At 69.6% G+C, this 18,837-nt stretch carries 15 protein-coding genes; 9 read left to right on the top strand and 6 right to left on the bottom strand.

What is annotated here, in order from left to right:
- Positions 1–60: 60 nt before the first annotated feature.
- A complete protein-coding gene (locus KY500_RS05060) occupies positions 61–357 on the bottom strand; it encodes a hypothetical protein (protein ID WP_219902599.1) in 297 nt (98 codons plus the stop codon).
- Positions 358–429: 72 nt separating this feature from the next.
- Here KY500_RS05060 and KY500_RS05065 point away from each other — a divergent pair, with 72 nt between their 5' ends.
- The 3 genes from KY500_RS05065 (at position 430) to KY500_RS05075 (ending at position 3,398) form a co-directional block, all read left to right on the top strand.
- Positions 430–1,062 carry an ABC transporter ATP-binding protein gene (locus tag KY500_RS05065; protein ID WP_255579807.1) on the top strand — a complete coding sequence of 211 codons (633 nt, stop codon included), beginning with the start codon at positions 430–432 and terminating at the stop codon, positions 1,060–1,062.
- A 160-nt stretch (positions 1,063–1,222) separates the two neighbouring features.
- Positions 1,223–2,632, top strand: a complete 1,410-nt coding sequence (locus KY500_RS05070; RefSeq protein WP_219902601.1) for a hypothetical protein — start codon at positions 1,223–1,225, stop codon at positions 2,630–2,632.
- Between the two features lie 334 nt (positions 2,633–2,966).
- On the top strand, positions 2,967–3,398 hold the full coding sequence (locus KY500_RS05075) for a VOC family protein (RefSeq protein WP_219902602.1): 432 nt from the start codon (positions 2,967–2,969) through the stop codon (positions 3,396–3,398).
- A gap of 67 nt (positions 3,399–3,465) precedes the next feature.
- On the opposite strand, the gene KY500_RS05080 is transcribed toward KY500_RS05075, so the two are convergent.
- Positions 3,466–5,985, bottom strand: a complete 2,520-nt coding sequence (locus tag KY500_RS05080; protein WP_219902603.1) for an FAD-dependent oxidoreductase — start codon at positions 5,983–5,985, stop codon at positions 3,466–3,468.
- Positions 5,986–6,230: 245 nt separating this feature from the next.
- Here KY500_RS05080 and KY500_RS05085 point away from each other — a divergent pair, with 245 nt between their 5' ends.
- The 3 genes from KY500_RS05085 (at position 6,231) to KY500_RS05095 (ending at position 10,309) form a co-directional block, all read left to right on the top strand.
- Entirely contained in the window at positions 6,231–8,126 is a 1,896-nt protein-coding gene (locus KY500_RS05085; RefSeq protein WP_370626925.1) for an amino acid transporter, read from the top strand.
- Positions 8,127–8,215: 89 nt separating this feature from the next.
- Entirely contained in the window at positions 8,216–9,244 is a 1,029-nt protein-coding gene (ligD, locus tag KY500_RS05090) for a non-homologous end-joining DNA ligase (RefSeq protein ID WP_219902604.1), read from the top strand.
- Between the two features lie 51 nt (positions 9,245–9,295).
- Positions 9,296–10,309 (top strand): CPBP family intramembrane glutamic endopeptidase, encoded by a 1,014-nt coding sequence (locus KY500_RS05095; protein ID WP_219902605.1) that lies wholly within the window; start codon positions 9,296–9,298, stop codon positions 10,307–10,309.
- Here the strand turns inward: KY500_RS05095 and KY500_RS05100 are convergent.
- Both KY500_RS05100 and KY500_RS05105 read right to left on the bottom strand, forming a co-directional pair.
- Positions 10,306–10,827, bottom strand: coding sequence for a dihydrofolate reductase (locus KY500_RS05100; RefSeq protein WP_219902606.1), 522 nt, complete (start codon positions 10,825–10,827; stop codon positions 10,306–10,308). The genes KY500_RS05095 and KY500_RS05100 overlap by 4 nt on opposite strands.
- A 13-nt stretch (positions 10,828–10,840) precedes the next feature.
- Positions 10,841–11,680, bottom strand: coding sequence for a thymidylate synthase (locus KY500_RS05105; RefSeq protein ID WP_219902607.1), 840 nt, complete (start codon positions 11,678–11,680; stop codon positions 10,841–10,843).
- A 243-nt stretch (positions 11,681–11,923) separates the two neighbouring features.
- Between KY500_RS05105 and KY500_RS05110 the strand changes: the two genes are divergently transcribed.
- Together KY500_RS05110 and KY500_RS05115 are read left to right on the top strand one after the other, a co-directional pair.
- Positions 11,924–13,942, top strand: coding sequence for an alpha/beta hydrolase-fold protein (locus KY500_RS05110; protein ID WP_219902608.1), 2,019 nt, complete (start codon positions 11,924–11,926; stop codon positions 13,940–13,942).
- 145 nt (positions 13,943–14,087) lie between these two features.
- Entirely contained in the window at positions 14,088–14,822 is a 735-nt protein-coding gene (locus KY500_RS05115) for a glutamine amidotransferase (RefSeq protein WP_219902609.1), read from the top strand.
- Positions 14,823–14,954: 132 nt separating this feature from the next.
- On the opposite strand, the gene KY500_RS05120 is transcribed toward KY500_RS05115, so the two are convergent.
- Complete coding sequence (locus KY500_RS05120) at positions 14,955–15,644, bottom strand: response regulator transcription factor (protein WP_219902610.1); 690 nt, start codon at positions 15,642–15,644, stop codon at positions 14,955–14,957.
- On the bottom strand, positions 15,641–17,002 hold the full coding sequence (locus KY500_RS05125; protein ID WP_255579809.1) for an ATP-binding protein: 1,362 nt from the start codon (positions 17,000–17,002) through the stop codon (positions 15,641–15,643). The genes KY500_RS05120 and KY500_RS05125 overlap by 4 nt, the downstream gene beginning before the upstream one ends.
- A 114-nt stretch (positions 17,003–17,116) precedes the next feature.
- On the opposite strand from KY500_RS05125, the gene KY500_RS05130 reads away from it, so the two are divergent.
- Entirely contained in the window at positions 17,117–18,835 is a 1,719-nt protein-coding gene (locus tag KY500_RS05130) for a PspC domain-containing protein (protein WP_219902611.1), read from the top strand.
- Positions 18,836–18,837: the final 2 nt, after the last annotated feature.

Raw genomic sequence — 18,837 nt, forward strand, 5'->3', positions numbered from 1 at the left:
GAAAAACCCGTGCGTACGCATGGAATCAGCCGGTTCCGTGCCTGGGTGGCACGGCATCGGTCACTCGTGCAGGTGATGCACCGGCCAGCCCGCGGTGCCGGCGAGCAGCTCGAGCAGTCGTTGGGCGGCAGCCAGTGCCTCGGCGTCACCGCGGGAGTCGTACACGTCGACGGCCAGCGGCGGCGCCTCGCCGAACTTGGGGATCTCGACCTCGACCCGGCCGCCGTGCGGAAGTGCGACGAAGGCGTGAGCGGTGTGGGCGCCCACCACCTCGGCATCCAACGTCGCGGCGATCACGGCCAACGCCTCCGGCTTGGTGAGGTGCACATCGGCGACGATGGTGGCGAAATGGTCCATGGGTGTCCTTCGATGGCAGGGGCAGGGCGCGGGTGAGCGCCAGCGTAGCCGAGATGCGGAAGGATGAGCCCCATGAGCACACTCGAAGCCCGCGCCGTCGCCGCGTCAATCGACTCCGAGGTGCTCCTGGCTCCGGTATCGCTGACCGTGAGTGCCGGGCAGGCGGTGATCGTGCGGGGGCCAAACGGGTCAGGCAAGACGACTCTGCTGCGCATCCTGAGTGGTGCGCTCCGGCCCACCTCCGGTGATGCGACCATCGACGGGATGCACATCGACGACCGGACGACCGCCGTGCGCCGGGCGATCTCGGCCCGCGTCGGGCTACCCGCCTTCGCACGGGAACTGACGGCACACGAGCACCTGCGCTTCATCGCCACCACCTGGGGTCGTTCCGGCTCGACCGCGACAGACGACGCGAATGAGGTGATGGCGGCACTGGGCATCGACCACCTCACGCAGCGATTCGTGCACGAACTGTCGTCGGGCCAGCTGCAGCTGCTTTCGCTCGCCACAGCGCTGGTGCGTCCGTTCTCCGTGCTGGTGCTGGACGAGCCAGAGCAACGCCTGGACGAGCACCGACTGGCCGTGGTCGCCGCCGTGCTCTGCGCGAGAATCGATGCCGGCGCGGCCGTGGTGATCGCCAGCCACAGCGCCGACCTGGTGGCGGCCTTGCCGGGATCGACAGTCACGCTCGGCGACCGGTGACGCGCCGGGTGCAGTCCTCCGTCGAGCGATCAGCGGCGGGGCACGCGCGTGATCGGCGAATAGTCGCGCAGGGCCGCGCCGTGCTCTCCATGCGAGGCGGCCCCGGTCGGCTGACGAGGTCGGGTACTCCCTGTATCTCGGTGTTCTCACGGTGCTCCTGGTGGCCGTTCCCCTGCTGCGCGCGATGGTGCTCGGCGTCGCGGATGCAGAGAATCTCGCCGTGCTGGTGTCGCCAGAGGCTTCTTCCCGGCTGGCCGCCGGCGCGGTGGCGCTGGCCGGCGTCGCCCTGCTGGTGGGCCCCGTTCGCGGCCCCGTGCTGCCGGGCCCTTTCGTGGTGGAATTCCTGGTCGGGACCGCCCTGGCCCGTCGGGTCACGCTGCTGCGCCCGTTCCTGGTCAGCGCGGCCGTTCTGGCCGGTCTGGCCGTCCTCGCCGCAGGGGTGGTGAGCGCGGCGCTGATTGTCGGTGGACTCCTCCCGGCCACCGTCGACGCCCTCGCCGACGCCGGCCTCATCGTGCTCGGCTGCGCCGCATCCGCGATCTTCCTGTGCGTGGTGTGGTTGGCGGGCCAGAGCCTCCCACGGCGCTGGACGTTGCCCGTCGGCGCCGCGCTGCTGGCTGCCGGCGCGGTCGGGGTAGCACTTCTTCGGCTCGGACCGGAACCGGCGGACCTCGCCGGGATGTCCGTACCGGTGGTCCTGGCGACCCTCGCGCCGGTGCTGCTCTGCCTGCCGCTGATTCCCCGGTTTCTGGATCGCCTCCAGGCCGCCGACCTGATGCGCCAGGCACGGCGTTGGCAGTCCATCGGCACGCTCCTGCAGGCCGGCGATGTCGCGGGAGCCGCCGGTGCCCTGCGCACGCCGCCGACCAGGGGGCGGCGTGACCGGATCGCCCTGAGTGGGCCTCTGCCGGTCGCGGTCGTGCAACGTGACCTCGGCGCCGCGCGGCGGTTCCCGCTGCGGATGCTGGCCGGATCCCTTGCCATCGCCGCCGCCGGTTGGCTGCAGGGCGGGGTGTGGGCCGCCCCGCCCGGGGGTGCGTGGCCGCTGGCCGTGGCCGCCGCCCTGGCCGCGTACCTCGGTGTCGGCGTGTGGTGTGACGGACTCCGCAGTGCCGCCGAGAACGCCGGTCCGTCGTCGATCTACGGGCGTAGCGGGCTGACGATGATCGGCTGTCACGCCATCGTGCCGGCCCTGGCACTGTTCGTGCTCGGAACCCTGGGAATCGCGGCCGCCGGCCTGACTGTGGCTGACGGTGCGGCCCTGAGCGGGGCGGCCCTGCCCTGGTGGGCGCTGGTCGCCGTGTTCATCACTCTCCTGCGGGTCTTCGACAGCCTCAGAGGCCCCCTGCCGATCGGCCTGCTCCTTCCGGTGCCCACGCCCGTCGGCGACGTTTCCATCCTGAACGTGATCGCCTGGCAGGCGGATGCCGTGATCCTCCTTGTGGCCGGTGCCGCCGGGTTGACCGTGCTGGCGACCCAGACCGGAGGGACATCCGTGGCCTGGCTCGTCGTCGCCTGCGGCCTGGCGGCGGGGCTGGCGGTGCGGCGGCTCCGGTCGCTCACCGCCTGAACCGGCCGGGCCGGGCGGGGCTTCGCCCGTCGAGACGCGCCAGGCGGGCTGATCGTCCAGAAACTCGCGGGAGAAGGGGTCGCCTTCGCCACCGGCGCGATCGACAACGCGGCGTTCGAGGGGTGCTGCCGCTCCCGGCGTCGGCACTCACATCGGCGTCTCCGGTGACCGGGCGCCGGTCGAGTGATCCGGCTGGTCGGGCCGGAGTACAGGGCCGCGCCCGGCGCACCTCGCGCATCCGCCGCGACCGGTCGATAATCGCACAAGGTACTCAGAGGAACCTTTCACACACCGATGGTGCGGGTACCGAGGCCCGTTCAACGAGGAGGAAATCATGACCACGCGACTGAACCCCTATCTGGGCTTCCGGGACAATGCAAAGGAAGCCATGGAGTTCTACCAGTCGGTCTTCGGGGGCGAACTGACACGAAGCACGTTCGCCGAATTCCACGCCAGCGAGGATCCCACTGAGCAGGACAAGACCATGCACGCGGTGCTGACCACCCCGTCCGGACTGTCGCTCATGGCGGCCGACACCCCGAATGCAATGGAGTACACGCCCGGCAACAACTACTCGGTGTCGCTGAGCGGCGAGAGCACTGACGCCACCGAACTGCGCGGCTTCTGGGACAAGCTCGTCGACGACGGAACGGTGACGATGCCGTTGGAGGTGGCGCCCTGGGGCGACAGCTTTGGGATGTGCGTCGACAAGTTCGGCGTGGCCTGGATGGTCAACATCGCGGGAGCCCCTGCGAACCCCGTCTAGGTACCGCGAACCGTGAGGAAAGCCCCGAAAATCGGGGATTTTCGGGGCTCAGCTCACAGTTCGCGGGTCAGATGAACAGGGTCGTGGTGGACTCGGCTGCCTCTCCGAGGAACGTCGCCACGCCCCCGAGTTCGACTCCGGGCATCAGGTCGGTATCGGCGATGCCCAGCAGGTCCATCGTCATGGTGCAGGCGATCAACCGCGCGCCGCCGGCCTGTGCGGATGCGATCAGGTCGGGCAGCGGCGCCACTGCGTTGTCTCTCATGACTTTCTTGATCATGGCGGCGCCTGCCCCCAGCATGTTCATCTGCGAGAGCGGCAGGCTGCCCGCGCCGGAGGGCATCATGGTGGCGAACAGCTTGTCCATCATTTTCCGGTCACGCCTGGGGGCATTGGCGCGACGCAGCGAGTTCAGGCCCCAGAAGGTGAAGAACATCGATACATCCTCGCCCATGGCCAGGGCGCCGTTGGCGATGATGAAGGCCGCGAGCACCTTGTCGAGGTCGCCGGAGAACACCACGAATGATGTCTTGCCCGGCCCGGCCGGTATCGCTGAGGGTCCGGGGGTGGGAGCAGGGGCAGAGATGCCGCCCTTGCGCATCGTGGCGACATAACCGGGGCCTTCGGGCTCGATGGCCACGAGCTGGTGGCCGTTGCGCCTCGCCCAGGCCGGGGCATCGCTGGCGAATCCGGGGTCGGAGACGTGCACGACCACCTCGTCGCCGGGGGTGAGGGCTTTCATCCTTTCGGAGAGTTTCATGATCGGGCCCGGGCAGGCCAGACCCGAGCAGTCCAGGTCGACCCGCACGCCGGTGCCGTGTGCCAGAACCGAGCTCGCCGCTGCAGCAGCCTGGAACGGGGCAGCCTCGGCGTAGGCCGTCATCGGCTGTGGTGGCTCGTCGCTCTCCGGCGCCACCTCGTGCCAGGAACGGAACGTGTCCGAGCCGCCCGACAGGGTGGCGACATCCGTGAACCCGCGCTGCACGAGCGCGCGGTGAGCGAGATAACTGCGAAACCCGACCGCACAGTAGAGCCGAAACGGAGCCGCGTGGTCCCAGCTCGCAGTGGCCTCGCGGACGGTGCCCAGCGGCACATTCTCGGCGCCCGGCAGGTGCCAGATCGAGAACTCCTCCGGGGTGCGCACGTCGATCAGACGCGCGCCCGCCGTGGCGTCGGGGTAGTCCTGGGCGTACCAGAGGGTGAGGTCGCCGCGCAGCACGTTGCTTGCAACGAAGCCGGCCATGTTCACCGGGTCCTTCGCGGAGCCGAACGGCGGTGCGTAGGCAAGCTCGAGCTCCTCGAGGTCGTACACACTCTGGCCGGCACGGAGTGCTGTCGCGAGTACGTCGAGGCGCTTGTCCACGCCGTCGAAACCGGCGGCCTGCGCACCGAGGATGCGCCCGGTGTCGGGGGAGAAGAGCACCTTGAGTTGCATCATCGCGGTGCCGGGGTAGTACCCGGCGTGCCCGGACGGGTGCACATGCACGGCGCGATACGGCAGCTTGGCGGCCAGGAGCTGACGTTCGGTGGCCCCGGTGCCGCCGGCGACCATGTCGAAGACCTTCACGATCGAGGTGCCTTGGGTGGAGTGATACTCGGTGTCGCGCCCGCAGATGTTCTCGGCGGCCACCCGTGCCTGCCGGTTGGCGGGTCCGGCCAGTGGGGCGAGCCACCGACCGGGCAGCACAGTGTGCGGGGTCTCGACGGAATCGCCGGCCGCCCAGATGTGCGGGTCGGAGGTGCGCATATGGGTATCGACAGTGATTCCGCCGCGGTCGCCGATCTGCAGTCCGGCGGCCACGGCGAGGGCAGTGTTCGGGCGGACTCCGGCAGAGAGGATGACCAGATCAGCGGTCAGTACGGTGGAGTCCGTCAGCTCCACACTGAGGGTTCCGTCGGGCCGGGCGGTGAACGCGGCGGCCGCCGTGGACAGGTGCAGGGTGACGCCCCTGCTGCGCAGGTGATGCTCGACCGGCACCGAGAGCTCATGGTCCAGCGGCGGCAGAATCTGGTCGCTCATCTCGACGACATCCACGAGCGCACCACGGTGCTTGAGGTTCTCGGCCATTTCCAGGCCGATGTAGCCCGCGCCGATCACGACGGTGCGAACCGGGCCGCGCGCGCCGGCTGCGGCCTGGGCGAGCGCGGCATCGAACTGGCCCTTGATGGCATCCATGTCGCCGATCCGGCGGAGCACGTGTACCCCGGCCAGATTGATACCCGGCAGCGGGGGTCGAAGCGCCTCGGCGCCCGGGCACAGGGCGAGAGCATCGTAGCTCTCGGTGTATTCCCGGCCGGAATCGACCTCGCGGATCGTGATGCGGCGCGCGGCGCGGTCGATGCCTGTGACCTCGTGGCCGATGCGCACGTCGATGTCGAGGGATTCGCGCAGGCTCTCGGGAGTCTGCAACAGCAGGCGGCTGCGATCAGCGATCACTTCGCCCACGTGGTAGGGCAGTCCGCAGTTGGCGAAGGACACGTGGTGGCCGCGCTCGAGGACGATGATGTCGGCGAACTCGTCCAGTCGACGGGCGCGGGCTGCGACGGACGCGCCGGCAGCGACGCCTCCAACGACAACGATCTTCATGTGATGCCTTCCGTGGACCCGATGGCATCTTCGCCGGCGGGTGGATACCCCTATGGGTATATGAGGGGCTGTTTTTGACAGTACACCTAGCCCTGCCGGTCTCCGGGGGATAAACCGGGACTTTGGACCCGGTATCGAGGGCGAGGTGAGAGGTCGTGGAACGAGCCGACCCATCCGGCATCCCGGCACGGGTGACCCGCCCGCTCACCGCGCCGCCGCCATCCGGACGCTTCGGCGCCTGGCTGATGCGCGACCGCGTGCAGCCGGTGGGACCGGAATCCTCCGACCTGGGCGTCTCGACGCACGCATGGTGGAAGGTGATGTGCCTGACCGGCGTGGACTACTTCTCGACCCTGTCGTACCTGCCCAGCATCGCCGTCGTCGCCGCCGGGGCGCTCTCGCCGCTGGCCACCGTGCTCATCGTGCTCCTGACCCTGCTGGGGATGCTTCCGATGTATCGCCGGGTGGCCGTGGAGAGCCCGAACGGGCAGGGCTCCGTGGCCATGCTCGAACGACTCCTGCCGTTCTGGCGCGGCAAGGTGTTCGTGTTGGTGCTGCTCGGCTTCGTCGCGACCTCCTGGATCATCACGATCACGCTCTCGTCGGCGGATGCGACGGTGCACCTCCTGGAGAACCCGGCCGCGCCCGACTTCCTGGACGGCCAAGCGGTACCCGTCACCGTGCTCTTCCTGCTCGTGCTCGGCGGGGTGTTCCTGCTCGGCTTCCGAGAGGCGGTCTCCGTCGCGATCCCGCTCGTGGCCCTGTTCCTACTGCTCAACGGCATCGTCATCGTGGTCGGGTTGTTCGAGGTTGTCACCCAACCGGATGCGCTGACCGGGTGGCTGTCCGCCGTCGCCTCCGTCGGGGCGGGTCCGGGCGACATCCTGGTGCCGGTGCTGCTGGCCTTCCCGCTGCTGGTGCTCGGGCTGTCCGGGTTCGAGACCGGGGTGAGCATGATGCCGCTGGTGGCCTCGGCCGGACGGACGGCCGAGGAACGCCTGGCATCCCGGGTGCACAACACCCGCAAGCTGCTCACCTTCGCCGCGGGCATCATGAGCGTCTACCTGATCGCCAGCAGCGTCGTCACCACGGTGCTGATCCCGGAGAGCGCCTTCGACGACGGCGCACCGGCGAACGGACGGGCGCTGTCGTACCTGGCGCACGAGTATCTCGGCAATGGGTTCGGCAATCTCTACGACATCAGCAGCATCTTCATCCTCTGGTTCGCCGGCGCATCCGCCATGGCCGGCCTGATCAACATCGTGCCGCGGTACCTGCCCGGTTACGGGATGGCGCCGGAGTGGAGCCGAGCGGTGCGGCCGGTCGTGCTCGTGTACACGGCGGTGAGCATCCTGATCACCATCGGGTTCAGGGCGAGCGTCGACGCCCAGGCCGGAGCGTATGCCACGGGCATCCTGGTGATGATGGTCTCGGGTGCCGTGGCCGTGACGATCTCGGCGGGGCGGAGGCGCCGGCGCCGGGCTGCCCTCGGGTTCGGGGTGTTGTCGGGAGTGCTGCTCTATGCCCTCGGCGCGAACATCATCGAGAAGCCCGACGGCATCATGATCTCGGCGCTGTTCATCGCCGGGATCATCCTGGTGTCGCTGGTGTCCCGGGTGTCCCGCACGACGGAACTGCGGGTGGAGAGCGTCGAATTCGACGAGCAGGCCCGGCAGTTCATCGCCGACTCCCTGGCCTTCGACGGCGCACTCGATGTGGTGGCCAACAAGCGCAAGACCGGGGACCAGGCCGAGTACGCCGAAAAGGAATCCGAGCAGCGCGGCATGAACCCGGTTCCGGGCGCGGCCGACGTGCTCTTCCTCGAGATCGAGGTGATCGATCCGTCGGGGTTCAGCGATGTGCTGCACGTGCGCGGGGTGGAGGTGGGCGACTATCGAGTGTTGCGTGCGCACAGTCCGGCGGCGCCCAACGCGATCGCTGCGATCCTGCTCGCCCTCCGGGATGCCACCGGGGTGCGTCCGCAGGCCTACTTCGAATGGTCGGAAGGTAACCCGGTGGGGCATCTGCTGCGCTATCTGCTGCTGGGTCAGGGTGACACGGCGCCGGTGGTGCGCGAGATTCTGCGGGAGATCGAGCCCAACGCCTCCCGCCGCCCCGCCATCCACGTCGGCGGGGGCTGACCCCTCCGCGAACTGTGAGAAAAGCCCCAGATTTCGCCCATTTTGGGGGCTTAAGTCACAGTTCGCGGGAGGGGGATTAGGTTGGGGGCATGGCGAGCGAATCGACGGAGCTGACTGTCGCCGGGCCCCACGGCGACCGGGTCCTGCGCATCTCGAGCCCGAGCCGGGTGCTCTGGCCCGAGCTGGGCATCACCAAGCTGGACCTGGCCCGGTACCTGGTGGAAGTGGGGGAGGCGTTCGTGGCCGCGAACGGCGACCGGCCGGTGTCACTGCAACGCTTCCCGGGCGGTATCGACGGTGAACAATTCTTCTCGAAGAACCCGCCAAGGGGAGCGCCCGACTTCATGCGTGCGGTGCCGGTGGTCTACCCGAGCGGGCGCACGCATCCGCAACTCGTGATCGACGAACCGGCCGGCGCCGTCTGGGCCGCGCAGATGAACACCGTGGTGTTCCATCCCTGGCCCTCCCGGGCGGAGAACACCGACAATCCCGACCAGCTGCGCATCGACCTCGATCCGCAGCCCGGCACCGATTTCGACGACGCCATTCCGGTGGCGCAGGAGCTGCGCACGGTGCTCGCCGAGGCCGGCCTCACAGCCTTCGTGAAGACCTCGGGCAACCGCGGCCTGCACGTGTTCGCCCCCATCGAACCCGTCGAGGAATTCCAGGTCGTGCGGCACGCCGTGATCGCCGCCGCCCGCGAGGTGGAGCGACGGTTGCCGACGACCGTGACCACGAATTGGTGGAAGGAAGAGCGCGGAGCCCGGATCTTCGTCGACTTCAACCAGGCCAACCGCGACCGCACCATGGCCGGCGCCTACAGCCCCCGGGCGCTCGCCCATGCGCCCGTCTCCTGCCCGATCGGCTGGGATGAGCTCGAGGGCGTCGACCCCACGACGTTGACCGTCGCGACCGTGCCGGCCCGGCTGCACGCCACCGGCGACCCGTGGGCGAGCATGAACGCGGAGCCCGGCCGCATCGACACCCTGCTCGACTGGTGGCGACGCGACCTCGACGCCGGCCTCGGCGAGCTGCCGTTCCCACCCGACTATCCCAAGATGCCGGGGGAGCCGCCCCGCGTGCAGCCCAGCCGCGCCCGACACGACCCCGACGACTAGTCCGTCGTCCGGGGGATGCCCTCCGCTCTGTGGGTGGCTAACGTGGCAGTCATGAGCGCACCCAGCACCAGCCAGCATCCCGCCCCTGCCGCCACCCCGCTGGTGGAGCGGGTGCCGTGGACGGCTGTCGTGGTCTACGTCGTGATGGCCTGCGCTCTGGCCTGGCTCGTGATCCTCCCGCTCTGGCTCGACGGCAGCGGCCTGGCCAACCCGCTCGCGGCCCTGCTCCTGCCCGTCATGATGTTCACGCCCGCTGTTGCGGCCCTGTTCGTGGTGTTCATGGTGCAGCGCCCGCGCCCCGCAGCCATCCCCGAATACCTCGGGCTGTGGCCGCTGCGCCCCGTCAAGCGCACCATCTGGATGACGGTCTTCGGCATCTTCGGCAGCGTGCTCCTGGTCATCGCGGGGGTCTTCCTGGCCGCGGCTCTCGGCCTCGTTCAGTTGGACCTGGTCGCCTTCTCCGGCTTCGCACAGATTCTGGACGCCGCCAACCCCACCTCGTCGCCGATCCCCGTGGGCATGGTCGTGCTGATCCAGCTGCTCACGATCCCGGTCGCGGCGATCTTCAACGGCTTCTTCGCCCTGGGCGAAGAACTCGGCTGGCGCGGATGGCTGCTGCCGAGCCTGCGTCCCCTCGGCACCTGGCCGGCCCTGCTGGTCAGCGGTGCGGTGTGGGGTTTCTGGCACAGTCCCGTGATCCTGCTCGGCTACAACTTCGCGCAACCCAACCTGCTGGGCGTGGTCCTGATGATCAGTGGATGCGTGTTCTACGGCATCCTGATCGGCTGGCTCCGACTCCGCACCGCGTCGGTCTGGCCCTCGGTCTTCGCCCACGGTGCCTTCAACGCCGCGGCCGGCTTCCTGATCCTGGTGGCCGCCGCCGGCACCTCCGCCGACCCGGCCGCGCTCGGTCCGCTGGGCTGGGTGGCCTGGATCGTGATGGCCGTGGTGATCGGCGTGCTGGTGCTGACCGGTCAGTTCCGGATCCAGCCCCGGCTGGAGCGCCGGCCGCGCATCGACCCTGCCGCGGCGGTCGTGCCCGGGTCGGGCCCCGCCGGGGTTTAGAGGGCGCTCGGCGTGTAGCTCAGAAATCGGTAGCGCAGGCCGGTGCGCGAGGTGAGCCACTCGGACGCGTCGACCCGCACGAACCCGGCGTCCACGGTCGGGGCGATGGTGTCACCGCTGGCCTCGAGATCAACCTCGGTGACCTCGAGCCGGGCGGCCAGCGGCATCGCCTGCCGGTAGATGTCGCCGCCGCCGATGACCCAGACCGGGTCGGGGGCCGCGGCGGACAGCGCCTCGGTGAGGGAGTGCACGACGGTGGCGCCCTCGGCTTGCCAGTGCAGCTGCCGGGTGATGACGATGTTGTGCCGGCCGGCCAGGGGGCGGAAGCGTTCGGGCAGGGAGTCCCAGGTGCGGCGGCCCATGATGACGGCGCCGCCGAGGGTGATCTGCTTGAAGTGCGCCAGGTCCTCCGGCAGGTGCCAGGGGATGCTGCCGGCGTCGCCGATGATGCCGTCCTGGGCCTGTGCCCAGATCAGACCGATCCGGGCGGCGGCCGTCTCCTCGGACGGCACTGACATGGGCGACCCGCTCTCAGACGGCAACTGGCGCCTTGATGGCGGGGTGGTGCTGATAGTCCACGATCTCGAGGTCCTCGAACTCGTAGTCGAAGATGCTCTCCCGTTCGGTGGTGATCCTCAACGTCGGCGCCGGGTGGGGCGTACGGCTGAGTTGCTCGGTGACCTGCTCGATGTGGTTGGAGTAGATGTGGCAGTCCCCGCCGGTCCAGATGAAGTCGCCCACCTCGAGACCGGTCTGGGCGGCCACGAGGTGCGTGAGCAACGCGTAGCTGGCGATGTTGAACGGCACGCCGAGGAACAGGTCAGCGCTGCGCTGGTAGAGCTGGCAGGAGAGCTTGCCGTCGGCGACGTAGAACTGGAACAGGGCGTGGCACGGCGCCAGCGCCATGTCGGGGATGTCGGCGACGTTCCAGGCCGACACGATGATGCGCCGGGAATCCGGGTTGGTCTTGAGGGTCTCGATGACCTGGGCGATCTGGTCGATGTGGCCGCCGTCCGGCGTCGGCCAGGAGCGCCACTGCACGCCGTAGACCGGTCCGAGTTCACCCTGCTCGTCAGCCCACTCGTTCCAGATGCGCACGCCATGCTCCTTCAACCAGCCCACATTGCTTTCGCCGCGGAGGAACCAGAGCAGTTCGTACGCGAGCGACGGGAAGTGCACCCGTTTGGTGGTGATCAGCGGGAAGCCCTGGCTGAGGTCGAAGCGCAACTGTGCGCCGAACACACTCAGGGTTCCGGTTCCGGTGCGGTCGGCCTTGTTCGCTCCGGTTTCGAGCACCAGGCGCAGCAGGTCCTCGTATGGGGTGGCGATCGCGGTGGCGTCGCTCAGGCTGGGTTCCGGCTGAGTGTTCATTGGCTCAAATCTACCCGGTGCACGCCGTCTCCGGAGTATTGTTTCGCGGTGCCGAAACCCGCCACGGCGCGGCTTTCAGCCGGTGTGGCAAACGGATGCTTGATTTCTGTGTACGTTCACAGTAATGTCTGTCCGAGTCGGGGATGAGCTGGTCAACTGCTTTTTCCCCACGCCTGGGAACGTGCACAGACGCACGTTCCCGCCTACATCAATGAAGTTGGCACAACAATGAAGTTGGAGCGCATGGATCTCACCCTCACCCCTCCCCGGGCCAAGCTGCACGCCGCACGCCGCCCGATCATCGCATCGGTTGCCGCCCTGGCAATTGCGGCGGCACCGCTGTTGGCACTGGCCCCGGCGGCTCCGTCGGCCGCCGCGACGGGCACCTCGGTCAACCTGGACCTGACCGGCCAGTGGCAATTCTCGCTGGGCGACGATCTCGCCTGGGCCGACCCGGCCTTCGACGATTCCGCCTGGTCGGCCGTGACGGTGCCCGCGGTGGGCGGCGGCCGCGAGTTCGACGACTACGACGGCTTCGCCTGGTACCGGCTCACCTTCGACCTGCCCACCGAGGCGGCGGGCACCAATCTGGTGGCGTCGATGGGGTTCATGGACGACGTCGACGAGGTCTACCTCAACGGCACCCGGATCAACGGGTCGGGCTCGCTGCCACCGGATGCCGAGAGCCAGTGGTTCGAACAAAGGCTCTATCCGGTTCCGGCCGCCCTGCCGGTCTTCGGCGGCAGCAACACTCTCGCCGTGCGCCTGTACGACATGACCGGCGGCGGCGGCTGGTATCAGGGTCCTGTCGGCCTCTACTCGAAGGACGCCCTGCGCGAGGAGGTGCTCGGTATTTCGGGTCCGCTCGCCGACCCTGCCGCGACGAGCTGGGTGGGCGACCTGCTGGCAACACAGGCCGGCGCCCTCGCATCCGGTGACATCGATGCGTACCTCGCGACGCTCTCGGCCGACTACGTGCACGACGGTCGTGACCGGGCCCGCCGGGAGAGTGAGTTGCGGCAGTGGCTGGCCGAGTCAGGCTCCCTGACCCTGACCGACGCCAGTGTGGAGGTCGTGGAGAGCTCCGACGGTCGCCTCGTCGTCGACACCAACCGTACGATCAGCGGGATGCGGGACGGCCAGCCGTTCAGCTTCCAGCCCACCACCCAGGAGTTCCTGACGCTCGACCGGGAGACCCGCACGGAGAAGGGGAACCACTCCCGGTTCTTCCGCGACTACGTGGAGTCGACCGTGGAAGATGCGCGCCGGGAGTACATCACTTACCTGCCGCCGTCGTACTACACGCAGCCCAACCGCGAGTTCCCGGTCGTCTACCTCCTGCACGGTTTCAACGGCGGCAGCCGGGAGTGGGAGCCGCGGGACTTCGGCACCAAGCTCGATGAGCTCTACACCACCGCAGGCCTGGCCGAATCGATCGTGATCATGCCCGACGCCGACTCACTCTGGTACGTCGACAATGACGGCGGCGCACCCTGGCGCACTATGTTCACCACCGAGATGATCCCGCAGGTGGACGAGCAGTACCGCACGCTCGCCTCTCGCGAGTACCGCGGCCTGTCCGGAGTCTCGATGGGCGGGTTCGGCGCGTATTCGCTCGGGCTGGCCTACCCCGAGCTGTTCTCCTCGATGGCCTCCCACATGGGAGCCCTGAACCTCGCTCCGGCGCAGGTCGGGGTCACCTCGCCCGGAGGACCACAGGGCCAGTCGGCATCCCCGCTCACTGTCGTGGCGGGACTGTCCGCCGAAGCTCTGTCGCGGTACGACTATTTCTTCGACGCCTGCGAATTCGACGACTATGCCTTCGACAACGCTGCCCGGTCGATGGACACCCTGCTCACCGGCAAGGGGATCGCGCACACCTATGCGCTGTACCCGGAGGGACGCCACAACGACGCCTGCTGGGTCCCGCGCATCGCCGACTCGTTCGGCATGCACTCCGACCACGTGCGAGCGGCCGGCCTCGTGGAGAACAACGGGCCGGAGCCGGTGACCGAGCCCGTCATCGAGCCGACACCGACCCCCGGTGCCACCGCGCCGGCGGTCACGCCCCCGACGGCACCAACCACGCCGACGGCGACGCCCGCCGCGTCGGCGACGCCGGCCTCGGACGCGAAGAGTCGCGCTCAGGCCCTGGCGGCCACGGGTGTCGACCCGTCGGGTGCGATCGGGGCCGTGCTCGCCGTGGTGGCGGCGGGGATCGTCCTGCTGGTCCTCGGGCGACGCCGGGCGCTGAAGCGGTAGCACCACCACCGTCGGATACGGCCGCTCCCCGGCACCCGGGGAGCGGCCTCAGCGGTCCACGGAGGCGGGCGCGCGCCGCCGACAGGCGCCGGGCGCGCGTTGTCACATCCCGCCGGGTTGGGCCCAGGATCGGTAACATGGGCCCGTGAAGCCCTTTCTGCTGCTGGCGACCCGGTCCGAGGACGAGGCCGCGGATGACGAGTACGCGGGCTTCCTCGCCGCCAGCGGGTTGACGCCCGACCAACTGCACCGAGTGCGGCTGGAGGCCGCGCCAATGCCGTCGATCGCTCTCGGCGACTACTCCGGGGTGATCGTCGGCGGCAGCCCGTTCAACGCCAGTGACTCCGACGACACCAAATCGTCCGTGCAACGCCGAGTCGAACGGGAACTCGCCGGGCTGCTCGACCAGGTCGTCGCCCGGGACTTCCCATTCCTCGGCGCCTGCTACGGCATCGGCCTGCTCACCAGCTACCTCGACGGCGTCGTCGACGACACCTGGTCGGAGCCGGCCGGCCCCATCATGGTGAGCCTGACCGCGGCGGGTCGCGCCGACCAGCTCTTCGGCACGGTGGCGCCCGACTTCGAGGCGTTCGTGGGCCACAAGGAGGCCTGCACGGCGCTGCCGACCGGCGCCGTGCTGCTGGCGACGGGGGAGACCTGCCCGGTGCAGGCCTTCAGGGTGGGCGAGAACGTCTACGCCACCCAGTTCCACCCGGAGCTCACCCAGGCCGGCATTCTCACCCGACTGCGGGTCTACAGCGACAACGGCTACTTCGAACCGGATGCCTACGACGAGGTCATGGCCGCCATCGCCGCCGCGGCGGTGACCGAACCGGCCACCATCATGAAGGCGTTCGTGGAGCGCTTCGGCACGCCCTGACCGTCACTCGTTGCCCGTGAAATAGCCAGCGATCCCGGTGCCAGGTCGACACGAGCCGAGAAGGTGCGCTCAGCCAGGAACCGGGTGGCGAGGATGTTGTCGCCGCCCGGGTCGTCGCCGCCCACGCCATGGTCAGAGCAACTTGCGGGCCGTGGCCCAGGCGGTCAGTTCGTGCCGGCTGGAGAGCTGCAGCTTGCGCAGAACGGCGGATACATGCGTCTCCACGGTCTTGGGGGAGATGAAGAGAGCGCTGGCCACTTCCTTGTACGCGTAACCGCGCGCGATCAGGCGCATGACCTCCTGCTCCCGGGCGGAGAGCCGATCGAGTTCGTCATTGGTCGCCGCGGTCTCGCCCGACACTGCGCCGAAGGCGTCGAGCACGAACCCGGCCAGGCGCGGCGAAAAAACGGCGTCTCCTCCGGCCACCCGGCGGGCGGCGTCGGAGACCTCGGCTCCCGACGAACTCTTGGTGATGTAGCCGCGAGCACCGGCCCGGATGACGGTGACCACGTCGTCGGCCGCATCCGACACGCTCAGGGCCAGGAACACGGTGGCCGGGGCCTCTGCGGCCGCGCCCCGGATGACTTCCGCGCCGCCCCCGCCGGTACCGCCGGGCAGGTGCACGTCCAGCAACACCACGCGGGGCTGGGTGGCCAGGACCACGGCGATGGCCTCGTCGACGGTCGCAGCCTCGCCGACAACGCGCAGCGTCGGGTCGAGCTCGGAGCGCAGGCCCGACCGGAAGATCGAGTGGTCATCCACGATCACCACGGTGAGCGCGGGACCGGGCGCGATGCCGGACGGAGTGGTCTGGTCGGTCATGGGGTGCCGTCCTGGAGGTCGGGGTGCGGAGCGATCCGGGCGGGGAGAGCCTGGTCGGCCGGGGCGGGGGCCTGCTCCGGCTGGGCGTGCTCTGGCTGGACGTTGAGGGGGAGCGTGAGCCGGATCTCGGTGCCTGTGCCTCCCGGGCCCGTCTGCACCACAGCCGTGCCGCCGGCCCGCCGCATGCGGGCCACGATCGACTCCCGCACTCCCATGCGGTCGGCGGGGATCTGATCGAGCGCGAAACCCGGGCCCCGGTCGGTGACACTGACGTCGATGGCGGTGGGCGAGGACTCGACGTAGACGGATACCCGGCCGCCGGCGTGCCTGGCCGCGTTGAGGATGGCCTCCCGCGCGGCCGCCAGGAGGGCCTCCGGCACATCCCGGTCGATGCTGCCAACCGCCACCACGTCCACGTGCACGGCGAAGTCGCGCTCAACGGTGGTCGCGATGCCGCGCAATTCCGCGGCCAGATCCACCGGTCCGGTCGCCGAGCCGGTGAACAACCATTCGCGCAGATCGCGTTCCTGGGCGCGGGCGAGCCGGGCGGCATCGGAGTGCGGTCCGGCCTTCTGCTGGATGAGGGCGAGGGTCTGCAGCACCGAATCATGCAGATGAGCTGCCATCTCGGCCCGTTCGGACTCCCGCTCGCGCAGGGCACGCTCGTCGGACAGATCGCGCATCAGACGCACTGCCCACGGGGCCACGACGACCGCCACCCCCACGAGCACCGACAGGGCGGCCACGACAACGGTCCAGATGTTGGGGCTGTCACTGGTGACGAAGAACAACAGGATCCCCAGGGCCACCAGCACCAGCGCGCCCAGGGCGCGCACGAGCATGCCGGAGCTCCGCGGCCCCGCTCCGCTGCGGAGCTCGGCGAACTGGCGCCAGGCCAGCCCGGTGCCCGCCAGGGCGACGATCGCCGGAATGATGGCATCCACCGGCAGCGCGGCACCCAGCCGGTTGGCGATGAGCGCGCCCGCCGTGCTGACAAGCGCCAGGCCGAGGAGGATCTCGGTGACCGGTGCCTGCCGCCAGGCGGCCTCACCGTCTGCCTCCCCGTCGGCCCCGCCGGTCACCATGCCGGCCGGGGTGAGGACGGCCTTGGGTAGCTCGGGGCGGCCCGGGTCGCCCGGGAGATGCGCGGACTCGTCGGGGGTGGTGGCCCACAGCCAGCCGTAGAGCAGCACCCCGGCGCCGCCGCACAGGGCCAGAACGACGGCGACCGTGCGAACGTAGGTGACCGGCAGGCCGGAGTGCCGGGCGAACCCGGCGCAGACGCCGGCGATGATGCGCAGGCGTGGCCGCACAAGCTGCCCGCTGAGGCGGGGTCCGGTGGGACGCACGGTGGTCACAGGTCCATCCAAGCACGCCCAGAGTTGCCGGTCGCACCCTGATTCGCAGGGTCAGGGTGCAATCAGGGTCTTCCCCCATGGCCGCCGTGCCGCGGGGCGCGGGAGTATGGAGCCATGACAGAAGCAGGGTCCACCACCACATCGGGTTCCGCCTACGGAAACACCGGCCAGCCCACGCCGCCCGGCGGCGCCGCGTTCTTCGACTGGGTGCGAGGCCTCGGCTTCGTGCGCGGCCGGGACCGCTGGCTGGCCGGCGTGTGCGGGGCGATCGCGTCCCGCACCGGTCTCGACCCGCTGGTCGTGCGCGGCATTGCCGTCGTCATCGCGATCCTCGGTGGGCCGATCTTCTTCCTCTACGCCGTCGGCTGGGCCCTGATGCCCGACGAATCCGGGCAAAGCCTCGTCGAGAAGGCCGTACGCCAGGTATTCGAGCCGGCCATGATCGCCGTCGGCGTGCTCCTGTTCTTCACCTTCATCCCCTGGATGCAGGGCATCTGGTGGCAGGGTCCGCCCGAGGCGTGGGGCATGCCCGGATGGCTCGAGGTGCTGTTGCGCACCAGCTGGGCCATCGGGCTCACGGTGGGCATCATCCTCCTGGTGATCTACATCGCCAAGCGGGTGCCGTCACCGCGCGGCCGGACCGCCGCCGGCTACGGCAGCGCTTCTCCGCAGCCGTCGCCGTACGGCAGTGCACCGCAGTACGGCAGTGCACCGCAGTACGGCAGTGCACCGCAGCCCGGCAACGCACCGCAGCCGAGCGCGGCATCCGACGCGACCGCCGGCGCCGGAACACCTGCCCAGCCGGCCCGGACACTCCCGACCGACTCCGCGCCCACCACGTACCCCGCCGCTCGCCCCACCGCATCTTTCGTCCCGCCCATCCCGCCGGTGCCCGAACCACCGGCGGCTTCGGCCCCTACTGACTCGACCGCGGCCCCCACTGTCCCGGTGCCGCCCGTCACCGGGAGTACGCCTCCGACGGGCCCCTCGCTCTGGGACGACCTGACCGGTCGTGGTGCCCAGGCAGGATCGGCTTCCGCCGGCACTGCGCCGTACGGATCTGCGCCATACGGATCAGCGCCGTACGGCGCAGCCGCGTCCGCCTCCGGCCACAGGTCGGCCGGTTCCTGGTCAGCCGGCTACGATCCCGCAGACACCGCCCGACCCTTCGACCCCGACCGGTACCGGGCGTTGCACCGCCGCAAGCACCTGGGCGCCGGCTACATCGCCGTCGTCAGCGGAATCGCCCTGAGTGTCGGCGCCGTGGCCGCGTCCTTCGTCGCAGATGGCTCCTGGTCGAACAGCGCGTTCCTGGTGGGCGCGTCCGCCGCGCTCGCCGTCATCGCCCTGGGAATCGTGATCGCCGGGGTCCGGGGCAAGGAGGGCGGCTGGCTCACCTTCTTCAGCATCGTGCTGGCGGTCTCCCTGGCCTGGACAGCATTCATTCCTGCGGGAACAGACGTTGCCACCTTCGGCGACCCCACCTGGCAGTACAGCACCGAGAGCCCCACAGGTTTCGCGATGATCGCCGGCGCACCCACCATCGACCTCACTGACCTCGACACCGCGCCGTCAGGCACATCCCGCGAGGTCGACGTCTGGACCGCCTTCGGCGACGTGGAACTCGTACTTCCCGACAACCGCACCGTGGTCGTAGAGGCCAGCAGCCTCGCCGGCGGGATCGACTACGGCACCAGTAACGACCTCGACCGGGGTGGTGTGCTCTTCCACGACTCGCAGGTGGTGGCGGACGGCGCCGGAATCGGCGTGACCACGGTCCGGGTCTGGATGCTCTTCGGCCAGGTCACCATCAACCAGCCCGTAGAACGGTAGGA

This window comes from Cryobacterium sp. PAMC25264, from assembly GCF_019443325.1.
GTDB lineage: Bacteria > Actinomycetota > Actinomycetes > Actinomycetales > Microbacteriaceae > Cryobacterium.

What these genes read in the sequence shown, in the direction of transcription:
- KY500_RS05085 (WP_370626925.1), top strand. Translation starts at nt 6,231, where the DNA reads ATGCGCGACCGCGTGCAGCCGGTGGGACCGGAATCCTCCGACCTGGGC.
- KY500_RS05110 (WP_219902608.1), top strand. Translation starts at nt 11,924, where the DNA reads ATGGATCTCACCCTCACCCCTCCCCGGGCCAAGCTGCACGCCGCACGC.
- KY500_RS05080 (WP_219902603.1), bottom strand. Translation starts at nt 5,985, where the DNA reads ATGAAGATCGTTGTCGTTGGAGGCGTCGCTGCCGGCGCGTCCGTCGCA.
- KY500_RS05130 (WP_219902611.1), top strand. Translation starts at nt 17,117, where the DNA reads ATGACAGAAGCAGGGTCCACCACCACATCGGGTTCCGCCTACGGAAAC.
- KY500_RS05105 (WP_219902607.1), bottom strand. Translation starts at nt 11,680, where the DNA reads ATGAACACTCAGCCGGAACCCAGCCTGAGCGACGCCACCGCGATCGCC.
- KY500_RS05100 (WP_219902606.1), bottom strand. Translation starts at nt 10,827, where the DNA reads ATGTCAGTGCCGTCCGAGGAGACGGCCGCCGCCCGGATCGGTCTGATC.
- KY500_RS05075 (WP_219902602.1), top strand. Translation starts at nt 2,967, where the DNA reads ATGACCACGCGACTGAACCCCTATCTGGGCTTCCGGGACAATGCAAAG.
- ligD (WP_219902604.1), top strand. Translation starts at nt 8,216, where the DNA reads ATGGCGAGCGAATCGACGGAGCTGACTGTCGCCGGGCCCCACGGCGAC.
- KY500_RS05095 (WP_219902605.1), top strand. Translation starts at nt 9,296, where the DNA reads ATGAGCGCACCCAGCACCAGCCAGCATCCCGCCCCTGCCGCCACCCCG.
- KY500_RS05060 (WP_219902599.1), bottom strand. Translation starts at nt 357, where the DNA reads ATGGACCATTTCGCCACCATCGTCGCCGATGTGCACCTCACCAAGCCG.
- KY500_RS05120 (WP_219902610.1), bottom strand. Translation starts at nt 15,644, where the DNA reads ATGACCGACCAGACCACTCCGTCCGGCATCGCGCCCGGTCCCGCGCTC.
- KY500_RS05065 (WP_255579807.1), top strand. Translation starts at nt 430, where the DNA reads ATGAGCACACTCGAAGCCCGCGCCGTCGCCGCGTCAATCGACTCCGAG.